Origin of the sequence: Melioribacter sulfuriphilus (assembly GCF_051488685.1) — a bacterium.
GTDB lineage: Bacteria > Bacteroidota > Ignavibacteria > Ignavibacteriales > Melioribacteraceae > Melioribacter.
On record NZ_JBPSEH010000003.1, the window covers coordinates 59944 to 76591 of the forward strand.

At 37.5% G+C, this 16648-nt stretch carries 18 protein-coding genes; 4 read left to right on the forward strand and 14 right to left on the reverse strand.

Annotated elements, in window-relative coordinates; genetic code table 11:
• Position 1 precedes the first annotated feature (1 nt).
• On the forward strand, positions 2-448 hold the full coding sequence (locus ACSSV9_RS05330; protein ID WP_437346205.1) for a SoxR reducing system RseC family protein: 447 nt from the start codon (positions 2-4) through the stop codon (positions 446-448).
• Here ACSSV9_RS05330 and ACSSV9_RS05335 read toward each other — a convergent pair.
• Positions 445-1602: an MFS transporter gene (locus tag ACSSV9_RS05335; protein ID WP_437346206.1), complete on the reverse strand. Its 1158-nt coding sequence runs from the start codon at positions 1600-1602 to the stop codon at positions 445-447. The two genes, ACSSV9_RS05330 and ACSSV9_RS05335, sit on opposite strands and share 4 nt — an antisense overlap.
• Positions 1603-1756: 154 nt before the next feature.
• Here ACSSV9_RS05335 and ACSSV9_RS05340 point away from each other — a divergent pair, with 154 nt between their 5' ends.
• On the forward strand, positions 1757-2371 hold the full coding sequence (locus ACSSV9_RS05340; RefSeq protein ID WP_437346207.1) for an L-threonylcarbamoyladenylate synthase: 615 nt from the start codon (positions 1757-1759) through the stop codon (positions 2369-2371).
• A gap of 39 nt (positions 2372-2410) precedes the next feature.
• Here ACSSV9_RS05340 and ACSSV9_RS05345 read toward each other — a convergent pair whose 3' ends face one another.
• The 6 genes from ACSSV9_RS05345 to ACSSV9_RS05370 form a co-directional block, all read right to left on the reverse strand.
• The gene (locus tag ACSSV9_RS05345) at positions 2411-2971 is read right to left on the reverse strand and encodes a DUF192 domain-containing protein (protein WP_437346208.1); all 561 of its coding nucleotides are present in this window, start codon (positions 2969-2971) and stop codon (positions 2411-2413) included.
• A gap of 13 nt (positions 2972-2984) precedes the next feature.
• Positions 2985-4640, reverse strand: coding sequence for a glycoside hydrolase family 10-like protein (locus tag ACSSV9_RS05350; RefSeq protein WP_437346209.1), 1656 nt, complete (start codon positions 4638-4640; stop codon positions 2985-2987).
• A 6-nt stretch (positions 4641-4646) separates the two neighbouring features.
• Positions 4647-5744, reverse strand: a complete 1098-nt coding sequence (aroB, locus tag ACSSV9_RS05355; protein ID WP_437346210.1) for a 3-dehydroquinate synthase — start codon at positions 5742-5744, stop codon at positions 4647-4649.
• Positions 5725-6273, reverse strand: a complete 549-nt coding sequence (locus ACSSV9_RS05360) for a shikimate kinase (protein ID WP_437346211.1) — start codon at positions 6271-6273, stop codon at positions 5725-5727. Before ACSSV9_RS05360 ends, aroB begins: the two co-directional genes overlap by 20 nt.
• Positions 6274-6336: 63 nt before the next feature.
• On the reverse strand, positions 6337-7035 hold the full coding sequence (locus ACSSV9_RS05365) for an outer membrane beta-barrel protein (protein ID WP_437346212.1): 699 nt from the start codon (positions 7033-7035) through the stop codon (positions 6337-6339).
• Between the two features lie 73 nt (positions 7036-7108).
• Complete coding sequence (locus tag ACSSV9_RS05370) at positions 7109-9199, reverse strand: peptidylprolyl isomerase (protein ID WP_437346213.1); 2091 nt, start codon at positions 9197-9199, stop codon at positions 7109-7111.
• A 184-nt stretch (positions 9200-9383) separates the two neighbouring features.
• On the opposite strand from ACSSV9_RS05370, the gene ACSSV9_RS05375 reads away from it, so the two are divergent.
• Together ACSSV9_RS05375 and ACSSV9_RS05380 are read left to right on the forward strand one after the other, a co-directional pair.
• On the forward strand, positions 9384-9599 hold the full coding sequence (locus ACSSV9_RS05375; RefSeq protein WP_437346214.1) for a hypothetical protein: 216 nt from the start codon (positions 9384-9386) through the stop codon (positions 9597-9599).
• Between the two features lie 7 nt (positions 9600-9606).
• Entirely contained in the window at positions 9607-11724 is a 2118-nt protein-coding gene (locus tag ACSSV9_RS05380) for a sodium:solute symporter family protein (protein ID WP_437346215.1), read from the forward strand.
• 3 nt (positions 11725-11727) lie between these two features.
• On the opposite strand, the gene coaD is transcribed toward ACSSV9_RS05380, so the two are convergent.
• The 7 genes from coaD to grpE all read right to left on the reverse strand — a co-directional run bounded on the left by coaD (position 11728) and on the right by grpE (position 16648).
• Entirely contained in the window at positions 11728-12207 is a 480-nt protein-coding gene (gene coaD / locus ACSSV9_RS05385) for a pantetheine-phosphate adenylyltransferase (protein WP_437346216.1), read from the reverse strand.
• Positions 12208-12261: 54 nt separating this feature from the next.
• Positions 12262-12810: a 16S rRNA (guanine(966)-N(2))-methyltransferase RsmD gene (gene rsmD / locus ACSSV9_RS05390; protein ID WP_437346217.1), complete on the reverse strand. Its 549-nt coding sequence runs from the start codon at positions 12808-12810 to the stop codon at positions 12262-12264.
• Between the two features lie 2 nt (positions 12811-12812).
• Complete coding sequence (locus ACSSV9_RS05395; protein WP_437346218.1) at positions 12813-13739, reverse strand: type IV pilus biogenesis protein PilM; 927 nt, start codon at positions 13737-13739, stop codon at positions 12813-12815.
• Positions 13740-13757: 18 nt separating this feature from the next.
• Entirely contained in the window at positions 13758-14315 is a 558-nt protein-coding gene (locus tag ACSSV9_RS05400) for a hypothetical protein (protein WP_437346219.1), read from the reverse strand.
• Positions 14315-14704 carry a ComEA family DNA-binding protein gene (locus ACSSV9_RS05405; RefSeq protein WP_437346220.1) on the reverse strand — a complete coding sequence of 130 codons (390 nt, stop codon included), beginning with the start codon at positions 14702-14704 and terminating at the stop codon, positions 14315-14317. The genes ACSSV9_RS05400 and ACSSV9_RS05405 overlap by 1 nt, the downstream gene beginning before the upstream one ends.
• A 194-nt stretch (positions 14705-14898) precedes the next feature.
• Positions 14899-16017, reverse strand: a complete 1119-nt coding sequence (dnaJ, locus tag ACSSV9_RS05410; RefSeq protein ID WP_437346221.1) for a molecular chaperone DnaJ — start codon at positions 16015-16017, stop codon at positions 14899-14901.
• A 1-nt stretch (position 16018) separates the two neighbouring features.
• On the reverse strand, positions 16019-16648 hold the full coding sequence (gene grpE / locus ACSSV9_RS05415; protein WP_437346222.1) for a nucleotide exchange factor GrpE: 630 nt from the start codon (positions 16646-16648) through the stop codon (positions 16019-16021).

Consider the following 16648-nt stretch of genomic DNA (forward strand, 5'->3'; position numbering starts at 1 on the left):
AATGAAAGAAGAACTTATAATTGAAGAAGGAATAGTTTCGCGGTCGCTGGGAAAATATTCCGAGATAATTCTAAAAGATGTTAAAGATTGCACGGAATGTTCCGCCCGTTTAATTTGCAAGCCAACTGGCGGCGATACAAAGATTATTATAGCTCACGATCCCTATGGAGCTCTACCAGGCGACAAAGTAAAGATTGCAGTTAGCGGCTCGTCTATTCTGAAATCAGCATTTCTGCTTTATGGCCTACCCGTTTTAATTTTTGTAATCAGCATAATTGCAGCTTTCTCTTTTGAATTTCTGTTCCGGGGCAATGAATTGATCTCTTTCCTTTTTGCTGTATTAACGACAGCTACCTATTATATTCTCTTTTCACTCGCTTCAAAAAAATTTTTCCACTTTTCTAATCCGAAAATAATTTCCGTTTCGAGGTCCTCTTCGAACAATTAAAGTCTTTTTATCAGCAAAAGAAGAGCCAGAACAAAACTAACCGCAGAAGAAATTAAAAAAGGAAGTTGAAAACCATATAGATCCCACAGCAGTCCTGTAAAAAACGACCCGATTAAAACTCCAAGACTCATCATACCATTTAGCAACCCGATAGCCGAACCTTTAAATGATGGATCACTAAGGTCGTTTGCCCAGGCTTTTATTATGCCTTCGGTAGAGGCCGAATAAAAACCATAGAGCGCAAAACAGAGCCAGATAACAATAATCGATTGATAGAGCGCAAATATCAGATAGACAAACGAAAAGATAATCAGACCCATCGAGATAATATATTTCTTACCAATTCTATCCGAAATAATTCCAAGCGGATACGACAGCAGGGAATAAACGATATTAAAAAATACATAACCGGCAATAGCCATAGTATCAGACTTTGATATATCCTGTGAGCGTAGGACCAGAAATACATCGCTGCTATTGACAATCGAGAAGAGAGTCATTATAAAAACCACATATTTATAATTAGTCGGAGCAGTTTTCCAGAACAGAAGGAAAGTTTTTCGGCTTCCAATTTTTGCTGTTGGTGTCTTAATTTCTTTTATAAGAAACGTAAATCCTATTGCTAACAAAGAAGGCACTAAAGCCACAAGATAAATCAGTATATAATTTGCAGGGTAAAAATAAAGAAGAACAATTGCTGCTAAAGGGCCAGCAACAGCACCAAGAGTATCCATCGAACGATGGAATCCAAAAACTGTTCCGGAATTGTTTTCGTTTGAATAACTGCCGAGCAATGCATCTCTGGGCGAAGTTCTGATTCCTTTGCCAATTCTATCTACAATTCTGGATACAAAGACCGTCGTAACAAACGGGAAAATACCAGGCAGAGATTTGACAATACCCGACAATCCGTATCCTGTTTGCACGAATATTTTTCGTCTACCGATCTTATCCGAAAGAACACCGAAATATCCTTTCATAAATCCAGCGGTCATTTCTGCCAAACCCTCAATAAGTCCCACTACAGCCATCGAAGAGCCGAGTGCTGCTGTCAAAAAGAGTGGCGTTACTGGATAGAGCATTTCGCTTGCAAAATCGGTGAAAAAACTGATAACACCGAGAACTATAACCGTAGGTGGTATTTTTTTGAACATTTGACTTTCTCTTAAAAATTTAAAAAGAAATATATCTTTTTAGTTGACAATTTGGAAATAACTTTTAACATTAAGGTGTGATGTTAAAGCTATCTAAAATGTCGTCGCACAATCAACCGCATACATCCTATCCAAACAGATAAAAGGAGGATAAATGGAGTTCTACGAATTGCATCCCATTACACCCCAGCAAAGATATATAAACAAAGCCGTCGAAGTATTGCGCCGTGGGGGTGTGATAATCTATCCCACCGATACAATTTACGGTATCGGCTGCGACATTTTCAACCATGAGGCACTCGAACGAATTTATACTATAAAACAGGATTCCGGAACCAAACTCTTTAGTTTCATTTGTCCCGATCTGAAAGATATTTCGAAGTATGCAAAAGTATCTGACTATGCCTATAAAACAATGAAAAAATTGCTGCCTGGGCCATACACATTCGTACTGCCCGCAGCAAAAGAGGTACCGAAAAAATTATGGACTAAAAGAAAAACCGTGGGAATAAGAATTCCCGACAATAAAGTGGCTTTAATGCTTGCAAAAGAATTGGGCAATCCGATTATCAGCACAAGCGTTACGAACAGAAAGGGAGAAATTTTATATGACCCCGAAGAAATTAGATTGATTTTCAACAACCAGATCGATTTAATGCTCTCCGTTGGAGCTTTAGAAGGAAAACCATCCAGCATAATTGATCTAAGCGAAGAAGAACCCGAAGTAATCCGCGAAGGGGCTGGCGATATCAGTATGTTTGTTATGTAATTTTTTTGCTGTCCCGAACGCTTGCTCGGGACAGTAGATTTATAATCTTCGCCAGACTATACGATCGCCCTCTTTAATGCCGTACTTATCGGTAAATCCTGCATTGACTTCAACCACAAATTTTGCTGGCCGGCCCGATCGATAAGACGACTCGGAGTAAGGAGTCGTATATTTATGAATTTTCACAATGTTCCCTTCGGCATCTACAAATATCATATCGAGAGGTAGAATTGTATTCTTCATCCAGAACGATTGCTCATTTTCGTATGGAAAGATGAAAAGCATTCCCTGATTTTCTGCCATATATTCGCGATACATTAGTCCTGTAGCACGTTGAACATCGTCGTCTGCGATTTCCACGTCGATTTTAACAATCTGTTCATCGCTCCCGGTGACAAACGAAAGTTCACCTTCTTTTACGAATGAAAAAGCTGTCTTGTTTTTTAACGCTCTGTTCAATTCCTCATCGCCTTTATTTTTATTCATAAAAAGTCGTGGTAAATTCAATAAATAAATTAAAAAAATGATTGACGCCAGTGCAGCGATTATCTTAACCACTTTATTTCGACTTTGACTTTTTTTGGATTTGATTTTTCCCATTTTTAATCTCGTTTTAGAATTTTAGTTCGGTTTTTTTATTCGACTTTTTAAATGTTATAACTATATGATTCAAATCTGTCGGTACGTCTTTCTCTACAATTATATTTTTACCTGATTTCAAAATATATTCTTTAATTAGACTTGTATCTACCGATTGATATTCGACTTTGATAGTTTCGTTGTCTTGACTGTAACAAAGCAATTTAATAGTGCCGTCGTTACCTTTAACAAGCAAGGGCTTTTGTTCTTTTGTCAGAATGTCGCTCAAGCCTTCAAATAAATCGATGGATGGCAGACGTGAATCTCGATTACTTTCCAGCCAATATCTGTTGAGTGAAGTTATAGCAAAGTAGCAACGTGGAAATTTTAAACGGTTTATCTCCAGCCTGTAAGAATTATTTTCAGCTGGAATAAGATCGATTAAATAATCGTTACTTAAAAGTGAACTTGAATCGGGCAGGCAATAAATTGCATAATAATTAATATCAGAACCACTATTATTATTTTGCCATCTCAATTCTATTGAGCTCGATTTTTTTGAATATTCAGCGGTAAAAGTTGATAGCTGAAAATTATTAAAAGTATCCATCCCATTAACTTTTTGTGGAATGGAAATGTTTGCAAACGATTCAATGCGGATTTCCTTAATGTTCGAGTACCTGAAGAATGCAATGCCGGCGGCGCCGATATCTCTGGAAAAATTGACCATTTTATTTATCACTGCTTTTACTTCCGGTTTATATGCTGCTATTCCGACTACAACGTCTTTCCCGTACGAGTTATTGACCCACTCGCGTGCAATTTTATCGAATGAAGTTTGGTCTTCAAAAGACCAATAGATCTGAGGAGCAATATAATCGAGGATGCCTCGGCGCAGCCATTCGCGAGAATCCTGATAAACCTGTGAATATCCTTCCCAGCCATACATTCCGTCAAGATTCTTGTAGATACCAATCGGAGTGGCACCAACTTTAACGTATGGCTTTTTCGATTTTATATTTTTATAAATCTGTTCAATCAACTCCGTAACGTTATTTCTACGCCATTCATTGCGATTTTTATTATTGCCATAATTGTAATAAGAAGAGTCGTCGTTAATGTTGTTACCAGGATACCTGATATAATCGAGTTGAACTCCGTCAACGTCATATTTTTCGATTAATTCCATAACCAGATTATTTAGGTAATTTCTAACCTCTGGACGTCCTATGTCCAACCAGAGCGAAGTGCCATTTTCATCTTTATATTTTAAAATCCATTCTGGTTTTCTAACTGCAATATGGTTTGAATCCATTCTCAAAGAATTAGTAGCAAAAACCTGAACGGCATTAATCCATGCGTGAATTTCGAGTCCTCTTTTATGAGCTTCTTTCGTTGCAAACGAGAGCACGTCGAATTGCGGAGAAATAAATGGACTCGGAGGGTCGTAAGAAGAATTGAACATAACCGTACCGTTGCTTCTTACTTGAAGGTAGACAGTGTTCAATTTTTTAGCCTTTATCGAATCGAAAATTTCAATCAAGGCATTTTTCTGGATATCGATGTCATACGTAGGAGGAGGCCAGTCGAGGCGATGGTTTGTTGCCAGCCATACTGCGCGAGTTTCTCTTTTCGATTCTGCAGGAATTATTCCTGCTACAATTAACAACAATAACAGAATTTTTTTCATTTACAATTATGCTTCAAAGTATTGAAGACCGTTTTTAATCGAGTAGAGTACGTCCGCTTTATCGGCTTCAGCATCAATTACAAGTTTGCCCGCTTTTTCGATTAACACAAAATTAATTGTGCCTTTTTTATTTTTTTTGTCACGAAACATAATATTATAGATTGCCTCAGAATTATATTTTTTTAATTTTATTTCGTCTCTGAATTTGATTATCAACGAAAGATAGTTTTCCAGATATTCATCATTCATCAGCCCTATCTTATTCGAAAGATGCAAAGCACATCCAATACCAGCAATTACAGCCATGCCGTGTTTAATTTTGTGATCTTGTTCGACTTCGATTGCATGTGCAAAAGTGTGTCCAAGATTCAAGATTTTTCTCAACCCGCTTTTTTCTTTTTCATCATTTTCAACCGTGCTTCCTTTGAACAAAACCGATTCACAGATTACCTTATTGAGAAAAGCTCCATTATAGTCAAAAGCCCTGTGATAATTTCTTGCCACGTAATTAAAAAAATCGTCACCAATAAGTAAACCGTATTTAATTACTTCGCCGAGTCCGCACAGGATTTCTTCTCGAGGAAGGGTTTTAATAAAATCTGTTTCTATAAATACCGATTCGGGTTGATAAAACGTGCCGATGATATTTTTTGTATGACCGTAGTTGATGCCTGTTTTGCCGCCTATAGCACTGTCGACCATAGCAAGTAAAGTCGTTGGAATATGAATATAACGAATTCCTCTTGCATAAACCGAAGCTGCAAAACCACTCAGATCCCCCGTTATGCCTCCGCCGATGGCTATTAGCAAAGTATTCCTTCCCATTTTTTTTCGAAGCATTAAATCAAAAATTTTTTTCATACTTTCAAACGACTTATTTTTTTCATCGGCTTTGAATTTATATACAATTGAGTTTCCATTAACGCCGTGCAGTAGATGTTCTATTTTTCCTTTGTGAAGTTCGTATACTTTCGAGTCGACTATAATGATCGAGTCGTTATTTTCGGCAAGTGAATTAATTTTTGAAGAATATTTAGTGAAAACGCTGCCTCCGATATAAACGTCGTAATTTCTGGAAGGGGCATCAATGTTTATTTTTTTCATTTATTTTCCTTTGAATGTGTTGGGCAATTCTGTCAACTGTAAGACCAACAGGTCGCGAGTCGCAAACAATTGTTAAATCAGCCTGTTCATAATAATAACTTCGTTTGTCAAACAATTTATTTATTCTTTTTATAAATTCTTCCTTGCTATAATCATTCAATACAAGATCTTTGAACAGCGGTCGATCCGTTTTGTTTTTCAATCTGTTATAGAGAGTTTCTATATCTACTTTAAGATATACTATTAAGCCGTGTTCCTTCATGAATTTTAGATTTTCATTATAAGTAATTGTCCCGCCTCCGAGCGATATAATAGCATTGTCGTTTTGCGATATTTCTTTCAAAAGCTGGGTTTCGACATTTCTGAAATAGATTTCACCCTTTTTTTCGAATATATCGACTATCGACATTTCTTCCCGCTTAACTATTTCATCGTCGAGGTCAAAAAAGTCGAGACCCATAACATTCGCCAGTATGGGACCTATCGTACTTTTGCCGCTGGCCATGAAACCTGTAAGATAAATAACCATCTTTCAAATTATCATTTTTTACTTGTTCGAAATATAAGCAACTTACGAGAAATAGTTAATCAATCAGAAAGGCATTAAAGCAATAGTGTTTATAACTATTCCGATACCGAATGTCATGCCGTCTACATTTACTTTTGTAGTATACTCTTCAGGAAGCAAATAAATCCTTCCTTCATAATTCACAAATGTGTCGCTGTATTTATTTTTCAATTTAATTTCAGGGTCTCTGAAAAGAATATGTCCCCTCACAGCAATCACATCGTTTATAAAATAATCGATTCCCAGCGAAGCCTGAATTCCAAAGTCGATGTTGAATCTGGCATCTTTCGTCGATACATTCAAAACATTGCGAATCATTTTTCCAGCATAAATTCCGAGTCCTCCGCCAATAAAAAAATTGAACTTATCCGACGAAAAAGGAAGTCGATAATAAATACTTATATCAACTGGAAAGACACTGTATCCTTCTTCGATCGATATGGCAATTCCATTGAGATTGAAATCATCCCTTGTGATTGTTTTGCGAAGCATTTCGAATGCCAGTGCTGTCTCAACTGACTCAGATATTTTGTAGCGTATTTCTACTCCAAAGCTGTAGATATCGTTCAACTCATGATAAACTGACTGCAGCTCAGTATCTGATAATTCGGGATTTAAAAACAATTTCGATGTAGTAGTATAATTACCTGTAAATGAAATTTCCGAAATTTGAGCCTCGACGGGAACAGCCAATGCTATTAATATGATTATCAAGCGTTTCATTGAGAATAAAAATAAATCATTGAGGAAAAAATAGAAAGGATAAAAAAAGAGGGGCATAAGCCCCTCGTTGAAATCATCTAAAGAAGAGATGACGATTGTCGACTATGTCAGCTTCGTCCTTTAATTTCTGGATCCACTGAGACAGTAAAGTATTTTTCTTTCTGTTAAGCAGTTGTATTGCCAGGCCATTTTTTTGGAGTTGATAAGTTTCGGGCACAAATTTGGTTCTGTATCTAAGGTTAATAAGATATACACCGTTGCTCCCTTTAATTGGATTTGACCATTTATTCAAATCGCCTTTAAGACAATATTCGGTGAATGTGTATTCCTGTCCCACATTCGGGATGATCGATGCTGCTGTGAATTCGCCAGTTGTATCGATACGCACGCCACCCCACACTTCCATTGCAACTTCGGCGTTGCCATTGTCGCCCAATCGAGCGCGTATTTTTTCGGCAATTGCAATTGCTTTATTGAATTTCTTTTCGCGTAAGACGCGATTGCGAACAATATCTTTAACCTCGTCGAATTCTTTAAACCCTGCTTTGATTTTATCGGAAACCATTGCCACTACATAACCTGCAGGCACTTTGTAAACATCACTAATTTCTCCGACGTTGTTTTCGAATGCCCACTTCACAAGAGCCTTGTTACCACCAAGTCCTGGAATAAATTGACTTCCTTCATAGAATGGGGGTGTTTCAACAACGTTATAGTTCATCAATTTTGCTTCCGACTCGAAACCGTTTTCCTTTGCGATATATGAAAAATCTGAGGCGCTTTGATACAAATCGTCGAGCGAAGAGGCCGACATCTGAATTCGATTGACAATTTTTTCAATTACATACTCTGTGTTTGTTTTTCCAGTTACTTTAATTATATGGTAGCCGTAATTGGTTTTAATCGGTTTTTGAACCACTCCAACCTGACCCTTGAAGCACGCATCTTCGAACTCTTTTACCATTTGTCCTTTACCAAACCATCCGAGGTCACCACCTCTAAATGCGCTTCCAGGATCCTGTGATTTTTCTTTAGCCAGACTTGCAAAATCTGCGCCATTCATTAACTGGTTATAAATTTCATTTGCCTTTTTAAGATCTTCAGCATCATTAGAAGACGAGCGAACCAGAATGTGCGATGCTCTTACTGTCGGATTACTGCTGTTTATTTTTTCTACTATGCGATAAACAATGTATCCCTGACTTGTTGCCACTGGACCGATAATATCTCCAACGTTGCTGTTATAAATCAGGTTCTGAGCTTCAGCAGGAATAGAAGTTAATGATACTGTATCTTTGGAGTAAGGTAGATCAGAGTAGATATCCACATAGGATTTAAAGGAAGCTGTATCGCCTTTCAATTTAGCGACTATAGCTTCGAGATTATTTTTAATGCCGAGCGAATCCTGTCGTGAGGGAACTCTGCGGAATAGGACATATTTAATTTTTCTTGCAGGTTCCACCTTGAATTCTTTCTTATTTTGTTCGTAATAATCTCTAAGTTCCTGGTCTGTAACCTTAACATCTTTATCGGGAATTAGATTGGGATTTAATTGTATATAATCAGCTTTCATTTTAATGTTTTGTTTAATGAAAGCGTCTTTAATTTCCTGTTCACTTACAATCAGGGAAGCAAAGAGATAATCCTGAAGTTTACGTTGTTTGAGTTGTTCTCTAATCAAATCTTCGTAATAGAGGACAATTTCTTTGTTACGCGGATCCCTCATAGCCTGTTCGTATAATTGCCTGTTGAAATTTCCTGTTGTATCGGTAAATTGTTGTCTCAGTTCTGCGGGCGGATTAGGACCCAGTAAAGCCTCTCTGACTTCATCATCCGTGACAACGATCCCAAATTCTTTAATTTTTTCGTCGATTAGTTTCTGAGTAACCAGAGCATCCCACACCTGGTCTCTGAAAAAATCCATCTGGTTTTCATCTATTGACTGACCGGTAGCTTGTTCCTGGTTTTGACGGGCTCTTTCAACCATGTTGGAAAATTCCTGATAAGAAATACTTTCTCCATTGATCGAACCAACATTTTGCGATTGCTGTCCCAAAAACTCAAGGACACGTGAATCCGAAATAACCATAAAAAGAACAAACAAACCGCCAACCATTAGGATGAACCACGGAGCTAAACTCCTCATCCGTGCCATCATAGCCATATAAGACAACCTCCGTTTTAAGAAAAAAATTAATTTTAGAGGCTTAATTTAGATACACATCAACTTAAAAGCAATCATTTTTATTGTCTCGATGCAATTCAAAATTTGAAAGGATTATCCAAAATTAATTTGCGATTAATTTTAAAGCGTTCTAACTTGAAAGACGATTTTAAAAGGTTTTGATATGAAAATCGATTTTGTAAATACTTGGCTGCCTTTTATCTACCTCTATGCAGGAGGTGGAATCTTTTTTTTAATGGGCCTAATTGTCATACGGAAATCCAGAGCACTTGATATGAGACAAAAACGACATCGATTCTGGTGGAAAGCTCTAATATTCGGATACTTTTATTTTATGCTACTTCATGCCTTTCTAATTATTGCCGCACTATATTTATGAGATCACTATGAACAACATGACTAATATCGGAACACAGACCGACTGGATTGTTCTGGTCGTTTACATGATTACAATGCTTCTTTTTGGCTCTTATTTCGCAAAATACAACAAAGACACAAACGATTTTTTCTTTGGCGGACGGCGTTTCAGCTGGTGGCTCATCGCCATGTCAATTGTTGCAACAGGTATTAGCAGTCACAGCTTTGTTAAATATTCTGCAATGGGATTTAAATACGGCTTTTCCTCTTCAATGTCTTATATCAACGATTGGTTCTTCGTGCCTCTCTTTATGTTTGGGTGGCTGCCAATAATTGTCTATTCAAAAATTAGGTCGATACCGGAATATTTCGAAAGGAGATTTTCGCCTGCAGCGAGATTTCTGGTTACAATTCTACAGCTACTCTATTTAACGGGTTATGTCGGAATTGGTTTTCTTACAATGGGAAAAGCAATATTACCTTTGATGCCCGAATCGATGTCGATATTAGGCATTAATTTTCATGTTACTTTAATGGGATTAATTTGGATTACTGCGATTATTACAGGTGCCTATATTACTTTTGGCGGGCAAACGGCGGTTATCTTTACTGATCTGGTTCAGGGTATGATGCTGATTTTTGCCGGACTGTTGGTTTTCTTCCTCGGTGTTTCTTACGTCGGTGGATGGGATTCTTTCTGGAATTTATTGCCTACAAGCTGGAAACTTCCTTTTGCAGGTTATAACTCGCCAGCTGAATTTAATTCAGTTGGAATCTTCTGGGAAGATGCAATTGCAGGTTCAGTTGGATTCCTGTTTATGAATATGGGACTTATAATGAGATTCATGGCTACTAAAAATGTACACGAAGGCAGAAAGGCAGCCGCTGCAAACATTTTATTTATGCTGCCTATATCTGCCATTGTAGTTGGTGGCGGCGGATGGGTTGCAAAAGCAATTTCGGAAATGAATCCAAACATTTTACCCCCCGATACAAATCCCGACACAATTTTTGTTCTGGTAGCAAATATATTGACCGGACCAGGAGTTTTTGGATTTGTAATAGCTGCAATAGCTGCAGCTTTGATGTCGACGGTAAGCACACTTGTTAATGCCGCTTCGGCAATTTACGTAAATGATGTAGACAAGCCAATCAGAATATGGCTTAAGAAACTCGACAAAGACCAACATCTCGAAGAAAATAAGGCTATGTTAATAGCACGACTATCGACGGTTGCTTTCACCTTGCTGGGTGTTTTTGCCGTCTATGCATTTGTTTCATATCCTACAATTTATCAGGCGCACGCATTTTTCCATGCAACTCTAACACCACCTTTGATGATTGCCATTTTCTTAGGAGCTTTCTGGAAAAAATATACCCCTGCAGGATTGGTTACTACAGTAATTGGAGGAATTTCACTTATGCTGCTGGGCAATCGCTTTCCGTATGAATTGATTCGACCGATTGCTCACGGCACTCCATTTGACCCTGTACATCCTTATACTTATATGAGCGCACTTTACAATCTGATTGTATGCGGCGCATTAGCCGTTCTGGTTACTATGTTTCAGCATCAACTCAAAAAGTTATCGACGAGAATTTATAAAAACAAGCAACATAATTTAATCATCTATGGTATGGTTGCATTCAGCAGCATTGTGATTGTTACCGACATTCTTGTAACGTTATTACGACTCGATTTTGCCTCTGTAGAAGTTCTTTTTTCACTCTCACTAATTATGTCGTTCTTTGTAGCTTTGATTACAACTCATTATGTAAAATACGACCCCGAAGCTCAAACAACTGGCTTGACAATCTGGTCTATTCATAAGGCGAAAGAATATTTCAAAGGCAGGAAATTAAACGAACGCGAAGGTGAAAAAGTTTTTGTACACTGGAAATTAATTACTGATGATAATGAAGATATAATTAATTTTTCTCAAAGAGATATGCACAAAATGGAAGCTCATCCGGGCGACCTTGTTTATCTGTGCGATGCACGAAAATATTTAGGAGGCTTGAAATCTGTTCATACTGTCTATGGAGAGCCTCACAATGAAGATGGCATTGTTTACATTCGGAAACGTCATCTCGAATCGGGACTGTTTGTCGAAGGAAGACTTCTTTACGGCGAGAAAGAGATGTGATAGTTAATAACCAAATTTTTCTTTTAACTTTTTCTCGACTATAGGAGGAACGAAATCTGATACATTCCCGTGAAATTGAGCAAGATTACGTACAATAGTTGAATTCAGATAAGTATACTTATCATGCGGCATTAGCAAAATTGTAGTTATTTCGCCGGCAAGCTTGCGATTCATTAACGCCATTTGAAATTCGTACTCAAAATCGCTCACCGCTCGCAACCCCCTTATGATTCCAATAGCGCCTACATTTTTTGCGTGCTCTACAACCAACCCATTGAAAGAATCTACCTCAACGTTTTTAAAATCTTTAAGACTTTCCCGAAGCATCTCCAGTCGTTCTTCAACTGAGAAGAGCGCTGTTTTCATCGGATTGTTTGCAACCGTTACAACTACTTCGTCAAATAATTCACTAGCACGTTTAACTATATCGATATGCCCATTTGTAACGGGGTCGAAAGTGCCAGGATAAATTACTTTTGCCATATTTAATCCGTCAAATCTAAAATCAATTACTCAATTATAACAAAAAATTGTAAGTCATCGAAAAGTAAACTGATAAATTAAGCTGTCGCCTACTTTTTTTATCGGTTCGCACGCAAACTCCACTTTATCTTTATCGTATGTTTGAACTGACCGTTCAACAATCATGATCCCAGTATCGGACAAAAATTGGTTCGTCATTATTTTTTTGACAACTTTGTGAATATCGTCCTTGAAGAAAGGGGGATCGGCTAAAATCAAATCGTAAACTTCGTGCCAGCTCTGGCTCGAAAACCGAAGAGCGTCCATTCTGAATACTTGTGTGCAATCCACCATCCCGAGCGATTCAATGTTTTCCTTGAGAACTTTTGAGACGAAAAAATCTTTTTCCACAAAATGAGCAATTGCAGCACCCCTGCTCAAGGCTTCGAGTCCCAGCGAACCAGAACCTGCATAAATATCGCACACTTTAATATTTTCGAAATCAATAAGATTATTCAGGTAATTAAAAATCGATTCTTTAACTCTGTCCGTTGTTGGTCTTACCAATTTCGATTTAGGAAATTTAATGGTTCGGCCTTTGAATTTTCCGGATATTATTCTCATCTTCAAACAATCCTTATTGCAATACCAGTTGCAGCTGTAAATGAATTACTCTGTGAAAGATAGAGAGGATTTTTTTTCACATGTTCTGTTGTTTCGAAGTATTCGAATGGATTGATTTTGATTATTTTCTTCGGAAATTTTTCGCCAAATTTATTGATGAATTCGTCGGTCAGACTCTGACCACTAATGACAAAATTATCGACCTTGTCGTAGTCAACGCCGAATTTTGACATCATATCTACCGTGTTATCTATAGCGGCTATTAAATCACTCTGGTTATAATATTTTTCGAAATAAAACGGGGTAACTCCTTCAAGTGCCATAAACGAGGAATAATCCTGTTCGATATAAAAACTGAACGTTATTTTTTCCATGAATTTTTTTTTTGAAAGATAAAAAAATGCAAGGGACGATAGATGAGCATTATCAATATATTTTAGAGTTAGTCCGTTTTGCAGGCAGAATTGTTTAATTAAATTTGTCAGACTACGCTTTAATAAAAAAACAATCAACTTATTTTCTTTGCGAATTTCTGATTTATCAACTTCAATATATTGAATGAGAAACTCTTCGGGATCAATGGCAGGGAAAAGAATGGAAATTTCCCACTTGAGCTGTTCCAATAGATCCTTTCTTGTAAGCGAAGGTTCGTAGGGAAGTTCGAAAATGGTAAAGTAAGAATTTGATAGTGTAAAAGAGGAATATTTGGAATTGATGCGTTTTTTAACGGAGAGTTTATTAAAAGCATCCTGGAGAATATCGAGTGTTTTTTTTTGCCAGTCTTTTTCGTCTTCGGAATAAACTTTAAAGGGTTTTCCAAGTATGGCTTGATCGATATTCTCCAGAAAGAACGAATTTTTTTTATAGCTTATTTCAACTAACTGCAGTTTTGATTCAGTTAAATTTATGCCTACATGATTTTGAAACACAACGACTCGATACTCAAGTTATTCCCACGAAGCAGTATTTTGCAGAGCGTCGCTTCTGAGGTCTCCAATTGTACCGTATCCGTCGGGGCATTCGATATAATACCTTTGACCAATGACTCTAATAGTATCGATATTAATAATTCTTCCTCTGCGATCAATTATAGTATCGGCAGAGATGGAAGTATCGACCTGCAACAGGTACGGTTTACCAGATTTTGGAGAATGCGTTATTGAATCCCAGACGAGATTTCCATCTGCTAAATTGACAAATGGATTTGTGGATTTTCCCGTAATCGAATCGACACCTTCAATTGCTTTCTTAACCGAAGGGTCATTTTTCAGGAAAGCTATCAGACTGTCGATCGAATCGGTGTAACGATTGTACTTTTTGTGCCATAGTCTTTCAGCGGCTCTCAGATTCGACATTCTAAGGCGCGATTCTTGTTTAAAGAATTGCTCCTTTTCAAGAACTGTCTTCGGATCGAGATAAGCTACTTTTATTAATACAAAGACCAGAACAGCTATAATTGCATAGAGTATTGCATGGATGTACCATGGTTCAGACTTGTAAGACATTATTCCTCCGATAAATCTTCTTTTTTTACAATAATTTTGTCTTTTATCGTCTCGAGTTTTGAGATTCCAATACCTTTTACTTTCAGCAAATCTTCAATTGAATTAAATTTGCCGTATTTGTTTCTGTATTGGACTATGGCTTCGGCTGTTTTAAGTCCGATGCCTGGCAGCTTAATGAGTTCGTCAATACCTGCATTGTTAATATTTACGGCGACAAACTCAGATTCTGCCGTATTATTCTTATTAACCCGAATTTTAGCCTTTCTAAAATCTAAAAGTTCCTGTTTAATATCAACACTATTTTCGATTATTTTTGATTCATTGACCAGGTCATCTAACTCTATGTTGTTTAAAAATAAGCTGTCGTCTTGCTTATAATTATAGAGCAAGGCTTTATTGCCGTGTGTTCTGAGGTAATAATTGAATACGCCCCCGATAATCAGAAAGAAAATTAGATAAAAGATAACCCGGATTTCTGACTGAGTAAACCCGAGTTTACGCGTGAAATTGTAAATTAGCCCTATTACGCACCTCAACCAAAGTTTAGTACTAATTTAAGTTATAATTTAATAATATACAAATGTCAATTATCCACTTTTATATTTGGCATATTCATCAACTCTTTCAAGAGTTCTTTTTCCCTTGCATTGACTTTATTTGGGACATGTATATTGATGCGTACTAACTGGTCGCCTGCTCCATGGCTATTGAGGTGCTGAATTCCTTTTTCTCTCATGCGTAGAAATTTGCCGGGTTGAATTCCGGGTTCAATTTTAAGTTTGGCTCTTCCCGTTAAAGTCGGCACTTCCACTTCCGTTCCAAGTACAGCTTCGGGAAAACTAATTGTAAGTTCGTATATAACGTCGTCGCCCTCTCGAGAAAAGAATTCATGTGGTTGTTCCTGAAAAACGACTATAATATCGCCTGCAGGACCACCATTTTTTCCAACATTTCCTTCACCGCGTAGAGTCATATAACTGCCATCATGCACTCCGGCTGGCACATTAACTTTAATTGTAGTCTCTCCATAGATTCTTCCCTCGCCAGAGCATTTTGAGCACGGTTCTGCAACAACTTTTCCTGAGCCTCCGCAATTATTACACGTGGTTATATTTACGAACTGTCCAAAGATCGATTTGGATACTTGACGTATTTCTCCGCTGCCGTTACATACGCTACAAGTTCTATATCCCGTTCCAGCTTTAGCACCTGTGCCTCCGCAGGCGTCACACTTCATATACTTTTTGAGTTTAATTTTCTTGGTTGTGCCTCTCGCTATCTCTTCGAGTGTTAGTTTTAGATTTATTTTAATATCGGAACCTGGAGTACCTGTAGAACGTCTTTGAGTCCTTCTAGTAGACGTGCCGCCAAAGAAGTCATCAAATATTGAAGAACCACCAAATGCCCCTCCGAATATATCCGAGAAATGACTGAAGATATCGCTGACGTTGTCAAATCCGTGAAAGTCCTGACCACCTTTCAATCCGCTGTGACCGAAGCGGTCATACTTAGCTCTCTTTTCGGCATTACTCAAAACTTCATAAGCTTCGGCAGCTTCTTTGAATTTTTCTTCGGCATCTTTATCTCCAGGATTGCGGTCGGGATGATATTGCATTGCCAGCTTGCGATATGCTTTTCTAATTTCTTCCTCTGAAGCGTCCCTGCTCACACCCAATATTTCATAATAATCTCTTTTGGCCATATTATTTTCCTTCCTCGTTATTTTGATTTTCAGGAGAATCAGCACTTACTATCACTTTGGCATGTCGAATTACTTTATCTTTGTAAATGTACCCTGGCTCAACAACGTCGACAACTGTGTGAGGAGGCAAACCTTCGACAGGCTGTTGCATCAAAGCTTCGTGCATTTCGAAGTCAAAAGGTTGACCTTTGGCATCTATTTTTTTTACTCCTTGAGCTTCCAGTGTTTTTGTAAATTTCTCGAATACCAGCTCGAGTCCCTTCTTCATCGCATCATAATTATTAATATCGTTAATATGCGACAGCGAGCGCTGCAGGTCGTCGTAGACAGTTAGAATACTTTTAATGAACGGCTCTGCTGCATATTTAATTATATTGAGCTGATCTTGTTCCGTGCGTCTTTTGTAGTTTTCGAATTCTGCTACTTTTCTTAAAAGAGTATCTTTTAATTCAGAATTTTCTTTTTCGAGTTGTTCTAATTTTTCATTTAATTCTTTAATAATGTCTTTCTCCTTTTCGTTTTCTTCATTTTGAGACTCGGTTGTGGTCTGAGTTTGTTCTGATTCTTTGATTTCCTTTTCTTGATTTATTTTAACTTCTTCTGTTTCTTTTTTGACGGTCTTCTTTTTCAT